The sequence below is a fragment of the Streptomyces sp. SudanB52_2052 genome (assembly GCF_964272415.1).
Classification (GTDB): Bacteria; Actinomycetota; Actinomycetes; order Streptomycetales; family Streptomycetaceae; genus Streptomyces; species Streptomyces olindensis.
On sequence record NZ_OZ186796.1, the window covers coordinates 7,198,464 to 7,217,619 of the forward strand.

Sequence of the window (19,156 nt, forward strand, 5' to 3'; positions counted from 1 at the left end):
CAGCGGCTGTCCGCAAGGGCTGGCAGACTCGCCCCATGTTGGAGACCTCGGCACGTCTGCTGCGTCTGCTGTCCCTGCTCCAGGCCCACCGCGAGTGGTCCGGCCCGGACCTGGCCGAGCGGCTCGGCGTCAGCGCCCGCACCCTGCGCCGGGACGTGGACCGGCTGCGCGAACTCGGCTACCCGGTCAACGCCAGCCCCGGCACGGGCGGCGGCTACCAGCTGGGCGCGGGCGCCGAACTGCCGCCGCTGCTGCTGGACGACGACGAGGCCGTGGCCGTGGCGGTCGGGCTGCGCACGGCCGCCGGGCAGGGCATCGAGGGCATCGGCGAGACCTCCGTCCGGGCCCTCGCCAAGCTGGAACAGGTGCTGCCCGACCGGCTGCGCCGCCGCGTGGGCGCCCTCAACGCCTTCACCGTGCCCATGCTGCGCGGCCCGGTGCCCTCCGCGGTCGACCCGGCCGTGCTGACCGAACTCGCCCACCTGTGCCGGGACGCCGAACGGCTGCGCTTCGCGTACGAGGGCCATGACGGCACCTCGTCCCGCCGCACCGTCGAACCGCACCGCCTGGTGTGCACCGAGCGCCGCTGGTACCTGGTCGCCTGGGACCTCGACCGGCGGGACTGGCGCACGTTCCGCGTGGACCGCCTCACGCCCAAGCCGCCGCACGGCCCGCGCTTCGTTCCCCGCGAGCCGCCCGCCGAGGACCTCGCCGCCTACGTCTCCCAGGGCGTCTCCACTCGCGTCTACGCCGCCCATGCCGTCGTGCGGCTCCTGGCGCCCCTGGAGGAGGCCGCCGCGCACATCTCGCCCTCCGCCGGAGTGCTGGAGGCCGAGGGCCCGGACACCTGCCTGCTGCGCTGCGGCGCGGGCAGCCTCGACGTGATGGTCATCCACGTCGTCATGCTGGGCTTCGAGTTCGAGGTGGTGGAGCCGGTCGAGCTGGTCGACGCGATCAGGAGGACTCGCGACCGGCTTGATGGGGCTCTGGCTCGGGCTGCGCAGTCACCGCCGCGTACTGCGGATGGTGCAGGTCGAACGCCGGTGACTCCGAGCGGATCCGGGGCAGCGTCGTGAAGTTGTGCCGGGGCGGCGGGCAGGAGGTCGCCCACTCCAGGGAACGTCCGAAGCCCCAGGGGTCGTCGACCTCGACCTTCTCGCCGTACTTGGCGGTCTTCCACACGTTGTAGAGGAAGGGCAGCGTCGAGATGCCGAGCAGGAACGCGCCGATGGTCGACACGGTGTTGAGCGCCGTGAAGCCGTCCGCCGCGAGGTAGTCGGCGTAGCGGCGGGGCATGCCCTCGGCGCCCAGCCAGTGCTGCACCAGGAACGTGGTGTGGAAGCCGATGAACAGCGCCCAGAACTGGATCTTGCCCAGCCGCTCGTCGAGCATCTTCCCGGTGAACTTGGGCCACCAGAAGAAGAACCCGGCGAAGATCGCGAAGACGACGGTGCCGAAGACGACGTAGTGGAAGTGCGCGACCACGAAGTACGTGTCCGTCACGTGGAAGTCCAGCGGCGGCGACGCCAGGATCACCCCGGTCAGCCCGCCGAACAGGAACGTCACCAGGAAGCCCGTCGCCCACAGCATCGGCGTCTCGAAGGACAGCGAGCCCTTGAGCATGGTGCCGGTCCAGTTGAAGAACTTCACGCCGGTCGGCACCGCGATCAGGAAGCTCATGAAGGAGAAGAACGGCAGCAGCACCGCGCCCGTGGCGAACATGTGGTGCGCCCACACGATCATCGACAGGCCGGTGATCGCCATCGTGGCGCCGACCAGCGTCAGATAGCCGAACATCGGCTTGCGGCTGAAGACCGGGATGATCTCCGTGATGATGCCGAAGAACGGCAGGGCGATGATGTACACCTCGGGATGCCCGAAGAACCAGAACAGGTGCTGCCACAGGATCGCCCCGCCGTTGGCCGCGTCGAAGACCTGCGAGCCGAACCGCCGGTCCGCCTCCAGCACCAGCAGCGCGGCCGCCAGCACCGGGAACGCCATCAGGATCAGGATCGACGTGAACAGCGTGTTCCAGGTGAAGATCGGCATCCGGAACATCGTCATGCCGGGGGCGCGCATCCCGATGATCGTGGTGATGAAGTTGACCGCGCCGAGGATCGTGCCGAAGCCCGACAGCGCCAGACCCATGATCCACAGATCGGCCCCGATACCCGGCGTGCGCTCCGCGCTGTTCAGCGGCGCGTAGGCGAACCAGCCGAAGTCGGCCGGGCCCGACGGCACCAGCAGCGAGCCGAGCACGATCAGCCCGCCGAACAGGAACAGCCAGTACGAGAACATGTTCAGCCGCGGGAAGGCGACGTCGGGCGCGCCGATCTGCAACGGCATCAGCTCGTTCGCGAAGCCCGCGAAGGTCGGCGTGGCGAACAGCAGCAGCATGATCGTGCCGTGCATCGTGAACAGCTGGTTGAACTGCTGGTTGTCGATGATCTGCAGCCCCGGACGGGCCAGCTCGGCCCGCATCAGCAGCGCCATCACGCCGGCGACCAGGAAGAACACGAACGACGTGATCAGGTAGAGATGGCCGATCTTCTTGTGGTCCGTCGTCGTCAGCCAGTCGACCACCACCCGCCCGTGCCGCTTCCTCGGCGCGGGCCGCGCCGCCGCCTGTACGGTCTGCGTCCCCATCGCTCGCTCGCCCCTTCGCTCATCGCGTACCGGGCCCGCCGAAGCCCGCGCCACACGTACCCGCGAGCCCCCGTCATGATGCTCGCGTCACCGCGGGCTCCGACAGGGGGCGTACCGGCCTCTTCACGCCTAAGTCCTGCATTTCCGGTGCGGCGTACGGCCCCGCGGACCCGGTGCGGGACCGGAATGGAACGAGCCCCGGGCGAACCTCTCCCGGGCCTTTTCGACGGGCTTTTCCATCAGCTCATGCGGCAGCCGGGAATTACGATCGAATGCCTGCGGAAGGCCTACGGAACCGCTCGTCCGTGTGACCGGCACGCCACGAAACACCTGTCGTGATCTTGTGACAGAAGCGTGACAGGAGACGGACGGTGACCGTCTCGCCGCCCCGGACTTCCCCGGTCGCCGGGCAGGACATAGCGTGGCCGCATGGCACCGATTCCGACACCTTCCGCGGAACCCGACGACAGCCCGGACACCTATGTCGGCCTGGCGGCCGACCGGGCCGAACGCCTGGCGCGCGAGCGCGGCTGGGCGACGGTGCGCGCGCTGCCGCCGGGGGCGATCATCACGATGGAGTACCGCGTGGGCCGGCTGAACTTCGAGGTGAGGGGCGGCCGGGTGGCGCGGGCCTGGAAGGGCTGAAGACACGGCGAAGGCCCCGGTCCCGCTCGGGAACCGGGGCCTTCGCCCTGCCTGGCCGGGTGTGCGCACCGACCCGGTCGTCCGCCGTGGTCAGCCGCCCGTGAGCGGTCGGGCCGAAGAGGTCGAGCCGCGCGGATGCCGCTCCGGCTGTGGCGGCCGGCGGCTGCCGGCCGGGGTGATCGGCGTGCGTTCCGAGCGGGCCGTGTGCGGGCCCGGCGCCAGGTAGACCGGGGCCCGGGGCGAGCGGGCGGCGACGTCCTCCCGGTCGGCGGGCAGCGGCGTGACCACCACGGGCGGGGTGCTGACCGGGGCGGTCGCGGCACGGCTCCGGCGCTCCCGCCAGCGGTCGCGCAGGTCGAAGATGCGCTCCTCGGACCGGGCGATGAGCGGCTCGAACCAGGGCAGGGCGAGCAGGATCAGCAGGCCGGCGGCCCAGCCGAGCAGCACATCGCTCAGCCAGTGCGTACCGAGGTAGACGGTGGCCATGCCCACGCCGAGCGAGGTCACGGCGGACACGGCGGACAGCCAGCGGCGCGCTCTCGGGGTGGAGGCCAGATAGGCCAGGATTCCCCAGGTCACCACGGCGTTGGCGGTGTGACCGCTCGGAAATATATCGCCGCCGCGCCACATCTCGTTCGAGCCGATCACGGTCGCGTAGTGCGGTCCCAGGCGGCCCATGCCGTACTTGGCGGCGCCGACCGTCACGTTCAGCAGCAGCAGCGAGACGCCGAGGGCGAGCAGCGGGCGCAGGGTGTGCTGACGCCAGGAGCGCCACCCCAGCCAGGCCGCGACCATCACGGCGGTCGGGCCGCGCTGGCCGAGCACCACGTAGTAGTCGACGAACCAGTGGATCTCCGACCACTGCTGGTACGGCCGGAAGAACATGACCTGCCAGTCGAGCCGGACCAGCCAGGACGTGATGATCACGGCCCACACGATCGCCCCGTAGAAGGCCAGGGTCGCCGCGAAGAGCACGATGCGGTGCCTGCTCATCTTCGGCACATCGATGTGGGCCGGTCGTTCCGGCTCACGGTCCAGCCGGGCGAACACCCGGTCCAGACGGGTGAGCTTCGGTTCGGTACGCACCCAATCGACGTTACAGCGAGTGAGCTCAGATCCCGGTCGAATCAACGGCTTTGTGATGACGATGTGATGTGGGATTCCTCTCAGGAGGAGGTTTATTTCCAGCGAATCTGCAATCGTCGGGCGCTGTGGCCTTCAATTCCTTTGATCATTCCGGAGGCGGGTTTTATTGCGCTTTTGAATTCGTTCACCGGAGCATGGGCCGGAATTCTCCCGGCGCTCACAGCGGGTCAGGGTGGACCGGAGCCGTTCAGCCAGAACGCCCCGTACACCGCCGAGACGACCGCCACGGGCCCGAGCACCCACGCCGACCTGCGGATACTCAGTTTCGCCAGGGCCAGGGCGAGCGGCAGCAGCAACGGGAAGGCGGGCATCAGCAGGCGCGGTTTCGAGCCGAAGTAGCTCGACGCGCACAGGGCGAGGGCGGTGACGACGCCGGTGTAGACCAGCAACGGCAGCGGCTGGCGCTGACGTACGCCGACCGCATACAGCCAGATGACTGACGCGACCCCGAGGATCAGCCCCGCGCCGGCCAGGGCCGAGGGGAACGACGTGAACTTTTCGGCGACGAACCGGGCGAAGGCGTAACCGCCGTCGAAGCCGTTGCGCCAGCCGGCCTGGACGTCGAGATAACCCAGCGGGCCCTTGCCCGTGCGGTGGCCGACCCAGAGCACGTACCCGGCGGTGCCGAGGGGGGCGAGGAGCATGCTGGCGGCGCGTGCCGTGCCGCTCGCACCGTCCGTGCGCCGGTCCCGCGCGAACGAGGCCACGGCCGCCACCCACACCGCCGCCACCACGGCCATCCCCACCGGACGGGTCAGTCCCGCCGCCAGGGCCAGCGCGCCCGCCGTCACCCAGCGGCCGGTCAGCACCGCGTACAGCGACCACGCGGCGAGCGCCGTGAACAGCGACTCGCTGTACGCCATCGACTGCACGATCCCGACCGGCAGAACGGCCCAGAGCAGTACCGCGCACACCCCGGCCCGGCGGCCGTAGACGTGGTCCGCCACCGCGAAGATCCCCCACGCCGCGGCGAGCGAGGCGAAGAGGCTGACGAGGAAACCCCCGTCCGCGTACGACAACGGGGACACCGCGGCCACCAGCCGCTCCAGCCACGGCAGCAGCGGGAAGAACGCGAGGTTCGAGTGCACGTCCCCGTTCGCCAGCCGTACCTCGTAGCCGTAGCCGAGGTCCGCGACCCTGGTGTACCAGAGCGCGTCCCAGCGGGCGGTCAGCAGCGTGTACGCGCTCTTGTCCCGCGCCGCGCTCCACAGGGCCAGGGTGATCAGGCCCAGGGCGCGTACGGCCGCGTACCCGAGGAGCGCCGGGGCCGCCCGGCGCAGCGCCCCGGCGCGGGACGGGGCCGCGCGCGTCTCAAGATCGGTCACGGGCCCGATTATCGACCGGGGCGGGAACCGGCCGGTCGGGCGGGGCGTGGTCGACGAGGGGATGAGTGACGTACGCCACATCCCCCGTCCGAAGCTGTGAGAGGTCCGCCACTGGGCTCCGGCGCGGACTCGCGTACTCTGACGTGTCACTCGCTTTTCGTTTGCGCGGGCCGGGGACCACCGCTCCTCCCCGGCCGAGTCGCGGGGGCGTCCCCCACCCCGTGAGCCCGCCGATCGCGAGGAACATCTTGGAGGTACGTACATGTCCGGGACGACCACGGCCGCCGCTGCGCTGCGCCGTCGGGCGGCCGGGGCCGGTGCCAACCGCTGGGTGGTCCTGGTCGTCCTCTGCGTCAGCCTGCTGCTGGTCGCCGTCGACGCCACCGTGCTGCACGTGGCGGTCCCCGCCGTCACCGAGGACCTCAAGCCCGGCGGGATCGAGCTGCTCTGGATCGTCGATGTCTACCCGCTGGTCTGCGCGTCGCTGCTGATCCTGTTCGGCACGCTCGGCGACCGCGTCGGGCGCCGGAGGGTCCTGCTCCTCGGGTACGCGCTCTTCGGCGTCGCCTCGGGGCTCGCGGCCGTCGCGGACAGCGCGCAGCTGCTGATCGTGGCGCGGGCGCTGCTCGGGGTGGGCGGCGCGATGATCATGCCGGCGACCCTGTCGATCCTGCGGCAGGTCTTCCCCGACCGGCGTGAGCGGGCGCTCGCGATCGGCGTCTGGAGCGCCGTGGCCGCGGTCGGGGCGGCGGTCGGGCCGCTGCTCGGCGGCTTCCTGCTGGAGCACTTCTGGTGGGGCTCGGTCTTCCTCGTCAACATCCCGTTGATGCTGGTCAGCCTCCCGGTGGGACGTTTGCTGCTGCCCGAGTCGAAGGGCGACGGCGACGGGCCCTGGGACGTCGTCGGCGCGCTGATGGCGGCCGCCGGTCTGTTCGGTGTGGTGCTGGGCGTCAAGCGGCTCGGGGGCGGGGAGCCGGTGGGGAGCCTGTTCACCGTGCTGCCGCTGGTGGCGGGCGCGGCGCTGCTCGTGGGGTTCGTGCGACGGCAGCGGCGGCGGAAGCATCCGCTGGTCGACCTCAGGATGTTCGCCCGGCCGGCGTTCAGCACGTCCGTCGGGTGCATCGTGCTGGCGATGCTCGCGCTGGTGGGTCTGGAGCTGATCGCGGCGCAGTACCTGCAGCTGGTGCTCGGGCTGTCGCCGCTGGAGACCGGGCTGCGGCTGCTGCCGCTGACGTTCGCGGCGATGGCGGCCGGGCTGGCCGGGGCGCGGATGCTGCGGCGGTTCGGGCCGCGGCGGATGGTGTGCGCCGGGTTCTGTCTCACCGCGTTCGCCGTGGTGCTGCTGACGGCCCTGGGCCGCACCGACGACTGCGCGCTGATGCTGACCGGGTTCGTGCTGCTGGGCTTCGGTCTGGAGACGACGCTGTTCGGGGCGTACGAGTCGATGCTGAGCGAGGCCCCGCCGGAGCAGGCCGGCGGGGCGGCGGCGATCGGGGAGACGTCGTACCAGCTGGGGGCGGGGATCGGGATCGCCCTGCTCGGCAGCGTGATGAACGCGGCGTACGCGCCCGCGCTGTCGGGCGTGCCCGGGGTGCCGGAGTCGGCGTCCTCCTCGGCGGGGCACTCGCTCGGGGAGGCCTACGAGGTCGCCGCGCGGCTGGGCGGTGCGGCGGGGGCTGCCCTGCGGCACGCCGCCCGGGACGCGTTCGTGCACGGGCTGCATGTGACGTTGCTGGTGAGCGCGGGGCTGTTGCTGCTCGGCGCGGTGATGGCGTTGCGGTTGCCGCGGGTCATGCAGTGCGAGGGCAACGGGCCGGTGGAGGTGCCCGCGCAGAGGGACGCCGCGGAGTCACGCGTCTCGGTGTAACGCCCTTCCGCCCACCCAGGCGCCGCCCGTATCTGCTGACTCAGGGGTGGAGGTCGCCTGTGGGGGCGGGGCGCCGTCGGCGGCTTGCGGCCGTGGTGGACTGCGGTGCCCTCACCCTGTGACCTCGCCCTCACACTTGGCAGCTACGGGTGGTGCGGGGGTGGGCGAAGGTCGTAGCGTCTGGGTTAGCGGTGCTAGTTAAAGAGTCCCCGGAGGGTGCCCCCATGTCCGAGTCGTCCAAGCTGCCTCCCTTCGATCCCGCCGACCCCCTCGGGCTGGACGACCTGCTGGAACCGGAGGACCTCGGCATCAGGGACACCGTGCGGTCCTGGGCCGCCGACCGGGTCCTGCCCCACGTCGCCGAGTGGTACGAGACGGGGGAGCTGCCGGGCATCAGGGAGCTGGCCCGGGAGCTCGGCGGCATCGGGGCCCTCGGCATGTCCCTGGAGGGGTACGGCTGCGCCGGGGCGAGCGCCGTGCAGTACGGGCTCGCCTGCCTGGAGCTGGAGGCCGCCGACTCCGGCATCCGCTCCCTCGTCTCCGTGCAGGGCTCCCTCGCCATGTACGCCATCCACCGCTTCGGCAGCGAGGAGCAGAAGCAGCACTGGCTGCCCCGGATGGCCGCCGGCGAGGTCATCGGCTGCTTCGGCCTCACCGAGCCCGACCACGGCTCCGACCCCGCCTCCCTGCGCACGTACGCCAAGCGCGACGGCACCGACTGGATCCTCAACGGCCGCAAGATGTGGATCACCAACGGCTCGGTCGCCGGAGTCGCCGTCGTGTGGGCGCAGACCGAGGACGGGATCCGTGGCTTCGCCGTCCCCACCGACAGCCGCGGCTTCTCGGCACCGGAGATCAAGCACAAGTGGTCCCTGCGCGCCTCCGTCACCAGCGAGCTCGTCCTCGACGACGTACGGCTGCCCGCCGACGCCGTCCTCCCGGAGGTCACCGGCCTGCGCGGACCGCTCAGCTGTCTGTCGCACGCCCGGTACGGAATCGTCTGGGGCGCCATGGGCGCGGCCCGCAGCTGTTTCGAGGCCGCGGTCGACTACGCGAAGTCGCGGGAGCAGTTCGGGCGGCCCATCGGGGGCTTCCAGCTCACCCAGGCCAAACTCGCCGACATGGCGGTGGAACTGCACAAGGGGATTCTGCTCGCCCATCATCTGGGGCGGCGGATGGACGCCGGCCGCCTGCGTCCCGAGCAGGTCAGCTTCGGCAAACTCAACAACGTGCGGGAGGCGATCGAGATCTGCCGCACGGCCCGCACCATCCTGGGGGCCAACGGGATCTCGCTCGAATATCCCGTCATGCGGCACGCGACGAACCTGGAGTCGGTGCTCACCTACGAGGGCACCGTCGAGATGCACCAGCTCGTGCTGGGCAAGGCGCTCACCGGGCTCGACGCCTTCCGGTAGACCCCGGCCGGTGAACCGCGGGGGCAGGGCCGGTGAGCGGCCCTGCCTCAGCTCTGGTTGAAGAAGCCGTCCGTGCGGTGCGCGGCCGGGTCGCCGTTCACGATCTCCGTGTGGGCGGGGGTCAGCAGGAACACTCGGGTCGACACTCTCTCGATCGAACCGCGCAGGCCGAAGATCAGCCCGGCCGCGAAGTCGACCACGCGCTTGGCGTCGCCGGCCTCCATGGCCGTGAGGTTCATGATGACCGGCACGCCCTCGCGGAACAGCTCGCCGATGGCGCGGGCGTCCCGGAAGCTGTCCGGGGTCACCGTGCCGATGCGGCGGCCCTTCTCCTCGGCGACGTCCGAGGCCACCTTGACGCGCGGATCGGTGACCCAGGCATCCCCGGGCTCGGTCCCGTCGGAGTAGTCGTCGTCGTAGTAACGCTCGTCTTCGTTGTCGTCGACGAGGCCAAGCCAGGCACTTGCCTTGCGTACCGATCCCATGGACGCCTCCTCTCACAGCGGTCTTTCTGCTTTCCGCATCCCTATGGTCGTCCATGATGCGGATGGCGCGCCAAGTGGATAGACGCCGCGCGGGGGGTTTGTGACGGTACTGGTGCACAGCGAATCCGTCGAGAGTCCGTGTGTCCCAAGGGTCGTTTCCCAAACGGCTGCTGACTGTGAGTGAAATACGATTCTTCTCGGCGTACGGGTGACGGGCGGGGCGTACGGGTGAATGCCCGGGTCGGTACGATGCCGCAGCTCAGCGTCGTAACGAAGCTCGGGGGAGCGCCGTGTTCGGAATCGTCAGGCCCTGCAGGCACCGCCTTGGTGAGAAGTTCACTAGCCAGTGGATGGCGCATTTGTGCGGGCTGTGCCTCGCACTGCGTGGCGACCACGGACAGTTCGCTCGAATAGTGACGAACTATGACGGGCTCCTTATATCGGTTTTGACGGAGGCTCAGGCGGATCCCGGTGCGGCCGGGCGGCGTACGGCCGGGCCGTGCCCGTTGCGCGGCATGCGCACCGCCTCCGTCGCGCACGGCGAGGGGGCCCGGCTGGCGGCGGCCGTGTCCCTGGTGCTGGCCTCCGCGAAGGTGCGCGACCACGTCGTCGACGGCGACGGGCTGTTGGCCCGCCGGCCGGTGGCGCGCGCCGCTCGCCGGGTCGCCGCGAGCTGGGACGCGGCCGGCGCCCGTACCGGCACCGCCGTGGGGTTCGACACCGCCCTCCTGGTCGACGCCGTGGAGCGGCAGACCGGCATCGAGGCGCTGGCCGGGCCCGGGACGCCGATCCTGACGGTCACCGAACCGACGGAGACCGCGACGGCCGCGGCCTTCGCCCACACGGCGGTCCTCGCCGGCCGGCCGGACAACGCCGCGCCGCTCGCCGAGGCCGGACGCCTCTTCGGGCGGCTGGCTCATCTCCTGGACGCCGTGGAGGACCTGCGGGCTGACGCCGCGTCAGGCGCCTGGAACCCGATCGCCGCGACCGGTACCCCACAGGCGGAGGTCCGGCGGCTCGCCGACGACGCGGTGCACGGCGTCCGGCTGGCGCTGCGGGAGGCGGAGTTCACCGACGGGCGGCTGGTCCACCGGCTCCTCGCGCACGAGCTGCGCACCTCCGTCGACCGCGCCTTCGGCACGACGAGCTGCGCCCACACCGCCGGCCCCCGCGCGGCCGGCCCCTACGCGCCGCCCGGCACCGGCGCCCCGGGCGGGCCCGGCGCCCCGCTGCCGCCCGGGCCGCCGGGCGGCAACCGGCGCGGGATGCTCGCCGGGTGCGCGGTGTGGCTCGGGCTCGCCTGTACATGTCAGATGTGCTGCGGCACGTATCACGACCCGTGGACGGGCGAGCGCAAGGAAGGGCAGTGCGCCAACTGCGACTGCAGCGGATGCGGCGACTGCTGCAGTTGTTGCGAGTGTTGCGGCAACTGCTGTGACCAGTGTGGCTGCGACGGCTGCGACTGCGGTTGCAGCTGCTGAGGCGGCGTCAGGCCGTCCGGGGAAGCTCTGTCCCCGGCTATCCGGACGGTCGACTTCCGGACATCCTCGCTTCCGTTCACAAGCCGACGACCGAAAGGCACCCTTGCGCCGACCGTCCGTTCGGCCGAATACTCCCTCCAGCGCTTGTCAGGGACACGGTGTGTTCGGAATCCGGACAGCCGGTCCCGGACTGCGCCTCACGGGCCCACAACCCCACGAGGGCCCCCGACTTCCTTTGTGGAGGAACGAAAAGTGAGGATCAAGCGCACCACCCCCCGCAGCGGCATTTCGAGACGGACCCGGCTGATCGCCGTTTCCACCGGCCTCGTGGCCGCCGCAGCGATCGCGATCCCCAGCGCGAACGCGTCCGACACCCCCAGCACCTTCAGCGCCGCCGAGCTCAAGAGCGCCAGCGGTTCCATACTGAAGGCCGACATCCCGGGCACCGCCTGGGCCGTCGACAGCAAGACCAACCGCGTGCTCGTCACCGTCGACAGCACGGTCTCCCAGGCCGAGATCGCGAAGATCAAGCAGCAGGCCGGCGCCAACGCCGACGCGCTCACGATCAAGCGCACCCCCGGCAAGTTCAACAAGCTGATCCAGGGCGGCGACGCCATCTATGCGAGTAGCTGGCGCTGCTCCCTCGGCTTCAACGTCCAGAACAGCAGCGGTCAGCAGTTCTTCCTGACCGCCGGCCACTGCACCGACGGCGCGGGCACCTGGTACTCCAACTCCGGCCGCACCACGGTCATCGGCTCGACCACGGGCTCCAGCTTCCCGGGCAACGACTACGGCATCGTCCGCTACAGCGGCTCCGTCAGCCGGCCCGGCACCGCGAACGGCGTCGACATCACGCGCGCCGCCACGCCCAGCGTGGGCACCACCGTCATCCGCGACGGCTCCACGACCGGTACGCACAGCGGCCGCGTCACCGCCCTCAACGCCACCGTCAACTACGGCGGCGGCGACGTCGTCTCCGGCCTGATCCAGACCACGGTCTGCGCCGAGCCCGGTGACTCCGGCGGTCCGCTCTACGGCAGCAACGGCACCGCGTACGGTCTGACCTCCGGCGGCAGCGGCAACTGCTCCTCCGGCGGTACGACGTTCTTCCAGCCGGTCACCGAGGCCCTGAGCGCCTACGGCGTCAGCGTCTACTAGGCCGGTTCGGCCCGCGGTTCGCGGCATCCTGCCCCCGTGCGCTTCGGCGTGCGGGGGCTTTTTGCGCTCTCAAGTAGGGGCGAAAACCAGCCATGTGCAGACCTCACAGAGTGCGCACATATTACTCACGCGTAATGTTTGCAGTGCGAACGGGAGTTGATTGGGCCCGATTTGACCGTGCGCGGTCAAAATAAGGGGCGTGCGAAGCGCTGTCTACGCGCGTCTCGAACTCACCCTTGTGTGCTCCCCGTTGTCCTCGGAATAGTGGGCGCTCGTCAACCAAGCCTTCCGGTTCGCGAGGTCCCCACAACCTCTCGGGCCGACCCCCCACAGGAGGACGTGAGTTGAAGCACCGACGCATACCCAAGCGGCGTGCAGCCGTGGCAGGTGCGGGCATCGCCGCACTGGTCGCCGCGGGAGTGACGTTCCAGACCGCGAACGCCAGCGAGACCCCGGAGGCCTCCACGCCCCGGACGCTGTCGGTCACGGCGGCCGGAAAGCTCGCCTCGACGCTGGCCAAGGACCTGGGCGCCGACGCGGCGGGGACGTACTACGACACGAAGAGCAAGAGCCTCGTGGTGAACGTGCTCGACGAGGCCGCCGCGCAAGCCGTCGAGAAGGCCGGGGCCAAGGCGAGAGTCGTGGCGAACTCCCTCGCCGAACTGAAGAGCGCCCGCAGCACGCTGCAGCAGGACGCGACGATCCCGGGCACCTCCTGGGTGACCGACCCGACGACGAACAAGGTCGTCGTGACCGCCGACCGTACGGTCTCCAAGGCCGAGTGGACGAAGCTGACGAAGGTCGTCGACGGGCTCGGTTCGAAGGCCGAACTCAAGCGGACGAAGGGGGAGTACAAGCCCTTCATCGCCGGTGGCGACGCGATCACCGGGGGCGGTGGCCGCTGCTCGCTGGGCTTCAACGTGGTCAAGGGCGGCGAGCCGTTCTTCCTGACCGCCGGGCACTGCACCGAGGGCATCTCCACGTGGTCCGACTCCAGCGGCAAGGAGATCGGCACCAACGCGGACTCCAGCTTCCCGGACAACGACTACGGGCTGGTCAAGTACACCGCGGACGTGGCTCACCCGAGTGAGGTGAACCTGTACGACGGGTCCACCCAGAAGATCTCCGGTGCCGCGGAGGCGACCGTCGGCATGGCGGTCGTCCGGAGCGGGTCGACGACGCAGGTGCACGACGGGAAGGTCACGGGGCTGGACGCCACCGTGAACTACGGCAACGGCGACATCGTGAACGGGCTGATCCAGACCGACGTGTGCGCGGAGCCGGGCGACAGCGGGGGCTCGCTGTTCTCGGGTGACAAGGCGATCGGGCTCACGTCCGGTGGCAGTGGTGACTGCACCTCCGGCGGGGAGACGTTCTTCCAGCCGGTGACGGAGGCGCTGTCCGCCACGGGGACGCAGATCGGCTGAGCATGAGTTCGTGAGCCCCGCCCCTCTTGTGGGGGCGGGGCTTTCGCGTGTGGGTGCGGCTGTTCGGTGTGCGGCTTCACGCCGGGTGTGGAGCGGGGTGTGGGCCGTCCTCTCGTCCGGTCACGGCGTTCTGCGGCGGGCCGCCGCTGCCAGTGTGATGGCCGTGCCCGCCAGTGCCCAGGCTGCCAGTACCAGCAGCGGGCCGGTCATCGCGTGGTTGTCGAAGTAGGCGATCGAGCAGGTCGACCAGGTGCCGGCGCACGGGGGCAGGGCGGGGCCGATCGCCTTCCAGGAGGGTGGGAGGAGGGGTGGGGGCAGGGCGCCGCCCGCGCTCGGGTTGCCGAGGACGACCACCAGCAGGATGACCAGGCCGATGCCGATCGTGCCGAAGAGCCCCTGGAGGGCGAGGGTGGCCGTGCCCACGGCGAAGATGATCAGGGTGCCCGGGCCCCAGAGGGCCGCGGTGCCGCCGGGGAGGGCGTACAGGATGGGGCCGGGGATGAGGGCCCCGCCGAGACCGCCGGTGATCGCGACCAGGGCCATCACCGCCAGGCGGATAGCGGCGCGGGAGGGGTTGGCGGGTCGTGCCCCGGCGCTGATGGCCGGTGGTGTCGGCGGGGTCGATGATCAGCGCCGCGTCGATGTCCCGGTCCCGGATCCGCTCCCGGGCCGTGGCCTCGTCCGGCAGGGCGCGGGGATCCAGGGGGGAGCCCGGGAGGCGTTCCAGCCGGGTCACCGTTCGGGCGGACGCGTCCCCCCGGGGCGACCAGGCCGAAGGGCACGTCCTTGGGTTTCGGATCGTGCAGTGCGCCTACGTAGGAGGCGATGAAGAGCAGCTGGAGCGCGAGCACGCCGAGGATGAGCAGGGTGACCCGGGGGGTGACGGCGTCTCTCACCTCGGCGACGAACGAGCGGTGCGGCATGCCTCCACGGTCGAGGGGGTGCGCGGTGTTTCCGCAGGTGGGGCGGGGCCGAACAGATGTCGCACATACATTCGAGGATGGGGGTATGGTGGGGGTGAGGTAGCTGGGAACAGATGTTCGAGAGCCGGTGTGGTTCACGAGTGCGGGAGGTGCGTGTGCCGGGCTTCACGCATCTGCACACCGTCTCCGGGTTCTCGTTGCGCTATGGAGCCTCGCACCCGGAGCGGCTGGCCGAACGTGCCTCCGAACGGGGCATGGACGCCCTGGCCCTCACCGACCGCGACACGCTTGCCGGTGCCGTCCGGTTCGCCAAGGCCTGCGGGAAGGCGGGGGTCCGTCCGCTGTTCGGCGCGGATCTGGCGGTGGCGGGAGCGGAGCCTCCGGGCGCGGCCGGGCGGCAGGGGCGGCGCCGGACCCCGGTGCGCGGCGGCGCCTTCGTCGATGAGTCGGCTCCCCGGGTGATCTTCCTCGCCCGGGACGGGGCCCGGGGGTGGGGGGAACTGTGCCGGCTCGTCTCGGCCGCCCACGAGGGGGAGGGGACGCCCCTGCTGCCGTGGGACCGCAACCAGGCCGAGGGACTGACCGTGCTGCTCGGGCCGGACTCGGACGTCGGGCGCGCCCTGGCCGCGGGGCGTCCCGACCGGGCGGCGCGGCTGCTCGTGCCCTGGCGGGAGGTCTACGGCGACGACCTGCGGCTGGAGGCCGTCTGGCACGGCCGGAAAGGCACCGGGCCCGGGTCGCTGCGGCTGGCCGCCCGTACCGTCGGGTTCGCCGCCGAGCAGCGGATCCGGCCCGTGCTCACCAACGCCGTGCGGTACGCCGACCCGGGGCTGGGGCCGGTCGCCGACGTGCTGGACGCCGCCCGGCGCCTGGTGCCCATCGACCCGACCAAGGAGCTGGACTCCGGGGAGGCCTGGCTCAAGGACCCGGGGGCCATGGTGCGTGCCGCCGAGCGGATCGTGGAGGCCGCGGGGTTCCGGCGGGACACCGCTCACCGGCTGGTGGAGCAGACCGAGGCCACGGCCGCCGAGTGCCTGGTCGACCCCGAGGACGACCTCGGGATCGGGACCGTCCACTTCCCCGAGCCGCACCTGGTCGGCGCCGGGCGCCGCACCGCCCAGCGGACGCTGGCCTCACGGGCGGCGGCGGGCATGGTGCTGCACGGGTACGACCGGCGGCGGGAGTACTGGGAGCGGATGCACCACGAGCTGGACATCATCGCCCACCACGGCTTCGCCTCCTACTTCCTGACCGTCGCCCAAGTGGTGGACGACGTACGGAAGATGGGCATCCGGGTCGCCGCCCGGGGGTCCGGCGCCGGGTCGCTCGTCAACCATCTGCTCGGGATCGCGCACGCTGATCCGATCGAGCACCGGCTGCTGATGGAGCGGTTCCTGTCGAAGGAGCGGGTCGTGCTGCCCGACATCGACATCGACGTGGAGTCCGCGCGCCGGCTGGAGGTCTACCGCGCGATCATCGACCGGTTCGGCACCGAGCGGGTCGCGACGGTCGCGATGCCGGAGACGTACCGCGTGCGGCACGCGATCCGGGATGTGGGGGCCGCCCTGTCCATGGACCCGGCCGACATCGACCGCATCGCCAAGTCCTTCCCGCACATCCGGGCGCGGGACGCCCGTGCCGCGCTGGAGGAACTGCCCGAACTGCGTGCCCTGGCGGGGGAGAAGGAGAAGTACGGGAAGCTGTGGGAGCTGGTCGAGGGTCTTGACGCCCTGCCGCGCGGGGTGGCCATGCACCCGTGCGGGGTGCTGCTGTCCGACGCCTCCCTGCTCGCCCGTACGCCGGTCATGCCGACCAGCGGTGAGGGCTTTCCGATGTCGCAGTTCGACAAGGACGACGTCGAGGACCTCGGGCTGCTGAAGCTCGACGTGCTCGGGGTGCGGATGCAGTCGGCCATGGCGCACGCGGTGGAGGAAGTGGAGCGGGTCACGGGGGAGAGGGTCGATCTGGACGCCCTGCCGCCGGGGGATCCGGAGACGTACCGGCTGATCCGGTCCACCGAGACGCTCGGCTGCTTCCAGATCGAGTCGCCCGGGCAGCGGGACCTGGTCGGGCGGCTCCAGCCGGCCGACTTCCACGATCTCGTCGTCGACATCTCGCTGTTCCGGCCCGGGCCGGTCGCCGCCGACATGGTGCGGCCGTTCATCGAGGCGCGGCACGGGCGGGCGCCGATCCGCTACCCGCACCCGGATCTCGAAGGTCCGCTGAAGGAGACGTACGGGGTCGTCGTCTTCCACGAGCAGATCATCGACATCGTCGACATCATGACCGGCTGCGGGCGCGGTGAGGCCGACCGGGTGCGGCGCGGGCTGTCCGACCCGGAGTCGCAGGGGCGGATCAAGGTGTGGTTCGCGCAGCACGCGGCGGCGAACGGCTATGACGCGGAAACGATTCAGCGGACCTGGGAGATCGTCGAGGCCTTCGGGTCGTACGGCTTCTGCAAGGCCCACGCGGTCGCCTTCGCCGTACCGACGTACCAGTCGGCGTGGCTGAAGGCGCATCACCCCGCCGCCTTCTACGCGGGGCTGCTCACGCACGACCCCGGCATGTACCCGAAGCGGCTGCTGCTGGCGGACGCGCGGCGGCGCGGGGTGCCCGTGCTGCCGTTGGACGTGAACAAGTCGGGGGTCGCACACCGTATCGAACTGGTGTTCGGTAAATGGGGTCTGCGGTTGGCGCTCTCCGATGTGCACGGCATCAGCGAGGCCGAGGCGGCGCGGATCGCCGAGGGGCAGCCCTACGCCTCGCTGGTCGACTTCTGGGAGCGGGGCCGGCCCAGCCGTCCGCTGGCCCAGCGGCTCGCGCAGGTGGGCGCGCTGGACGCGTTCGGCGCCAACCGCCGTGACCTGCAACTGCATCTGACCGAGCTGCACCGGGGCGCGCGGGGCGCGGGCGGCGGCCAACTGCCGCTGGCCGGCGGGCGGAAGACCGCCCCGGCCGGACTGCCCGACCTCACCTCCGCGGAGCGGCTCAGCGCCGAGTTGGGCGTGCTGTCCATGGACGCCTCACGCAACCTGATGGACGACCACCGGCAGTTCCTCGACGAACTGGGCGTGGTGTCGGCGCGGCGGCTGCGCGAGGCCCGGCACGGGGAGACGGTGCTGGTCGCGGGCGCCAAGGCGGCCACCCAGACGCCGCCGATCCGGTCCGGCAAGCGGGTCATCTTCTCCACCCTGGACGACGGCACGGGCCTGGTCGACCTCGCCTTCTTCGACGACTCCCACGACGCCTGCGCCCACACCGTCTTCCACTCCTGGCTGCTGCTGGTGCGCGGGGTGGTGCAGCGGCGCGGCCCGCGCAGCCTCAGCGTGGTCGGGTCCGCCGTCTGGAACCTCGCGGACCTGCTGGAGGTGCGCCGGGAGGAGGGACTGGAGGGCGTCGCGGCCCGGTTGGCCGGTGCCGGCGATTCCGGTGGGGCCGGCGATGACGGTGAGGGGGCCGCGCGCCGGCGGCTCGCCGGCTCCGAGGGAGCGCCCGCGCCGGCGGGCTCCGCGGCCCGGGATCCGATGGAGCAGCGGAAGATCCGCATGCCCACGGGGTACGAGATGCACCCCTGGGCCGATCTGCGCCCCGCGGGCGAAGGGCCCGCGGTGGGAAGAAAGTTGTGGCACCAGAGTCCGGGGAGTGCGGGATGACCATCCTCTGCGTACGTTTCCAGCTGCCTCCGGCCCGCGAGGCCGACCTGCCCCGACTGCTCGGGATGCTGGAGGAGTTCACCCCCGTCGTCCAGGCCCTGCCGCCCGACGGGGCGCTGGCCGACCTGCGGGGCGCCGAGCGGTACTTCGGGCGGGACGCCGTCGAACTGGCCTCGGTGATCCGGGTGCGGTCGCTCGCGCTGTACGGCGTCGACTGCCTGATCGGCGCCGGGCCCGGGCCGATGCTGGCGCGCGTGGCGCTGCGCGACGCCCTGCCCGGGGTGACCTGCGCGGTGCCCGAGGGGCAGGACGCCATCGCGGAGTTCCTCGCGGACAAGCCCGTCGCCGCGCTGCCCGGCGTGGGCGCCGCGACCGCCCGGACGCTGGGCGAGTACGGCCTCGACACCCTCGGCCTGGTCGCCGCCGCACCGCTGTCCACGCTGCAGCGGCTGGTCGGCGCGAAGGCCGGCCGCGAGCTGCACGAGAAGGCGAACGGCGTCGACCGCGGCCGGGTCGTGCCGAACGCCGTCTCGCGGTCCCTCGCCGCGGAACGCCCCTTCGAACGCGACGAACTGGACCCGGACCGGCACCGCCGGGCACTGCTCTCGGCCACCGAGGAGATCGGCGCCCGGCTGCGCGCCCTGGAGAAGGTCTGCCGCACGCTCACCCTCACCGTGCGCTACGCCGACCGGTCCGCCACGACCCGCAGCCGCACGCTGACCGAACCGACCGCGCACTCCCCGGCGCTGACCAGGGCCGCGTACCGCATGTACGAGGCGCTCGGGCTGCAGCGCGCCCGGGTCCGGGCGATCGCCCTGCGCGCCGAGGGGCTCGACCCCGCCGACCAGGCCTCCCACCAGCTGACCTTCGACCCCGTGGACGAGAAGGTCCGCCGCATCGAGGAGGTCGCCGACCGCGCGCGGGCGAAGTTCGGGCCGCGGGCGGTGATGCCCGGGGGACTAGGGGGACTGGCGGCGTAGATCCT

At 71.5% G+C, this 19,156-nt stretch carries 12 protein-coding genes and 2 pseudogenes; 9 read left to right on the top strand and 5 right to left on the bottom strand.

Annotated features, from left to right (window positions below; translation table 11 throughout):
• The first annotated feature begins 35 nt into the window (after positions 1–35).
• On the top strand, positions 36–1,076 hold the full coding sequence (locus ACSUPV_RS32270; protein WP_031121576.1) for a helix-turn-helix transcriptional regulator: 1,041 nt from the start codon (positions 36–38) through the stop codon (positions 1,074–1,076).
• On the opposite strand, the pseudogene ctaD reads toward ACSUPV_RS32270, so the two are convergent.
• Positions 1,075–2,646, bottom strand: a pseudogene (gene ctaD / locus ACSUPV_RS32275) (aa3-type cytochrome oxidase subunit I); the annotation flags it as partial. The gene ACSUPV_RS32270 and the pseudogene ctaD overlap by 2 nt on opposite strands.
• Positions 2,647–3,075: 429 nt before the next feature.
• On the opposite strand from ctaD, the gene ACSUPV_RS32280 reads away from it, so the two are divergent.
• Positions 3,076–3,291 carry an I78 family peptidase inhibitor gene (locus ACSUPV_RS32280; RefSeq protein ID WP_031121572.1) on the top strand — a complete coding sequence of 72 codons (216 nt, stop codon included), beginning with the start codon at positions 3,076–3,078 and terminating at the stop codon, positions 3,289–3,291.
• A gap of 90 nt (positions 3,292–3,381) precedes the next feature.
• Here ACSUPV_RS32280 and ACSUPV_RS32285 read toward each other — a convergent pair whose 3' ends face one another.
• The gene (locus tag ACSUPV_RS32285; RefSeq protein ID WP_037770009.1) at positions 3,382–4,377 is read right to left on the bottom strand and encodes a phosphatase PAP2 family protein; all 996 of its coding nucleotides are present in this window, start codon (positions 4,375–4,377) and stop codon (positions 3,382–3,384) included.
• A 227-nt stretch (positions 4,378–4,604) separates the two neighbouring features.
• A complete protein-coding gene (locus ACSUPV_RS32290; protein WP_436949053.1) occupies positions 4,605–5,762 on the bottom strand; it encodes a hypothetical protein in 1,158 nt (385 codons plus the stop codon).
• Between the two features lie 262 nt (positions 5,763–6,024).
• Between ACSUPV_RS32290 and ACSUPV_RS32295 the strand changes: the two genes are divergently transcribed.
• Positions 6,025–7,629 (top strand): MFS transporter, encoded by a 1,605-nt coding sequence (locus tag ACSUPV_RS32295; RefSeq protein ID WP_037770013.1) that lies wholly within the window; start codon positions 6,025–6,027, stop codon positions 7,627–7,629.
• Between the two features lie 224 nt (positions 7,630–7,853).
• On the top strand, positions 7,854–9,044 hold the full coding sequence (locus ACSUPV_RS32300) for an acyl-CoA dehydrogenase family protein (RefSeq protein ID WP_031116570.1): 1,191 nt from the start codon (positions 7,854–7,856) through the stop codon (positions 9,042–9,044).
• A gap of 47 nt (positions 9,045–9,091) precedes the next feature.
• On the opposite strand, the gene ACSUPV_RS32305 is transcribed toward ACSUPV_RS32300, so the two are convergent.
• A complete protein-coding gene (locus ACSUPV_RS32305; protein WP_037770016.1) occupies positions 9,092–9,529 on the bottom strand; it encodes a cell division protein SepF in 438 nt (145 codons plus the stop codon).
• A gap of 290 nt (positions 9,530–9,819) precedes the next feature.
• Between ACSUPV_RS32305 and ACSUPV_RS32310 the strand changes: the two genes are divergently transcribed.
• The 3 genes from ACSUPV_RS32310 (at position 9,820) to ACSUPV_RS32320 (ending at position 13,595) form a co-directional block, all read left to right on the top strand.
• The gene (locus ACSUPV_RS32310) at positions 9,820–11,010 is read left to right on the top strand and encodes a DUF5685 family protein (RefSeq protein ID WP_436949054.1); all 1,191 of its coding nucleotides are present in this window, start codon (positions 9,820–9,822) and stop codon (positions 11,008–11,010) included.
• Positions 11,011–11,262: 252 nt separating this feature from the next.
• Positions 11,263–12,168 carry a S1 family peptidase gene (locus ACSUPV_RS32315; RefSeq protein ID WP_031116567.1) on the top strand — a complete coding sequence of 302 codons (906 nt, stop codon included), beginning with the start codon at positions 11,263–11,265 and terminating at the stop codon, positions 12,166–12,168.
• Between the two features lie 344 nt (positions 12,169–12,512).
• Positions 12,513–13,595 (top strand): S1 family peptidase, encoded by a 1,083-nt coding sequence (locus ACSUPV_RS32320; protein WP_436949055.1) that lies wholly within the window; start codon positions 12,513–12,515, stop codon positions 13,593–13,595.
• A 120-nt stretch (positions 13,596–13,715) separates the two neighbouring features.
• Here the strand turns inward: ACSUPV_RS32320 and ACSUPV_RS32325 are convergent.
• Positions 13,716–14,518, bottom strand: a pseudogene (locus ACSUPV_RS32325) (DUF3533 domain-containing protein).
• Between the two features lie 155 nt (positions 14,519–14,673).
• Between ACSUPV_RS32325 and ACSUPV_RS32330 the strand changes: the two are divergent.
• Positions 14,674–18,171, top strand: coding sequence for a DNA polymerase III subunit alpha (locus tag ACSUPV_RS32330; RefSeq protein ID WP_436949056.1), 3,498 nt, complete (start codon positions 14,674–14,676; stop codon positions 18,169–18,171).
• Complete coding sequence (locus ACSUPV_RS32335) at positions 18,168–19,151, top strand: DNA polymerase Y family protein (RefSeq protein WP_359793884.1); 984 nt, start codon at positions 18,168–18,170, stop codon at positions 19,149–19,151. The genes ACSUPV_RS32330 and ACSUPV_RS32335 overlap by 4 nt, the downstream gene beginning before the upstream one ends.
• Positions 19,152–19,156 lie beyond the last annotated feature (5 nt).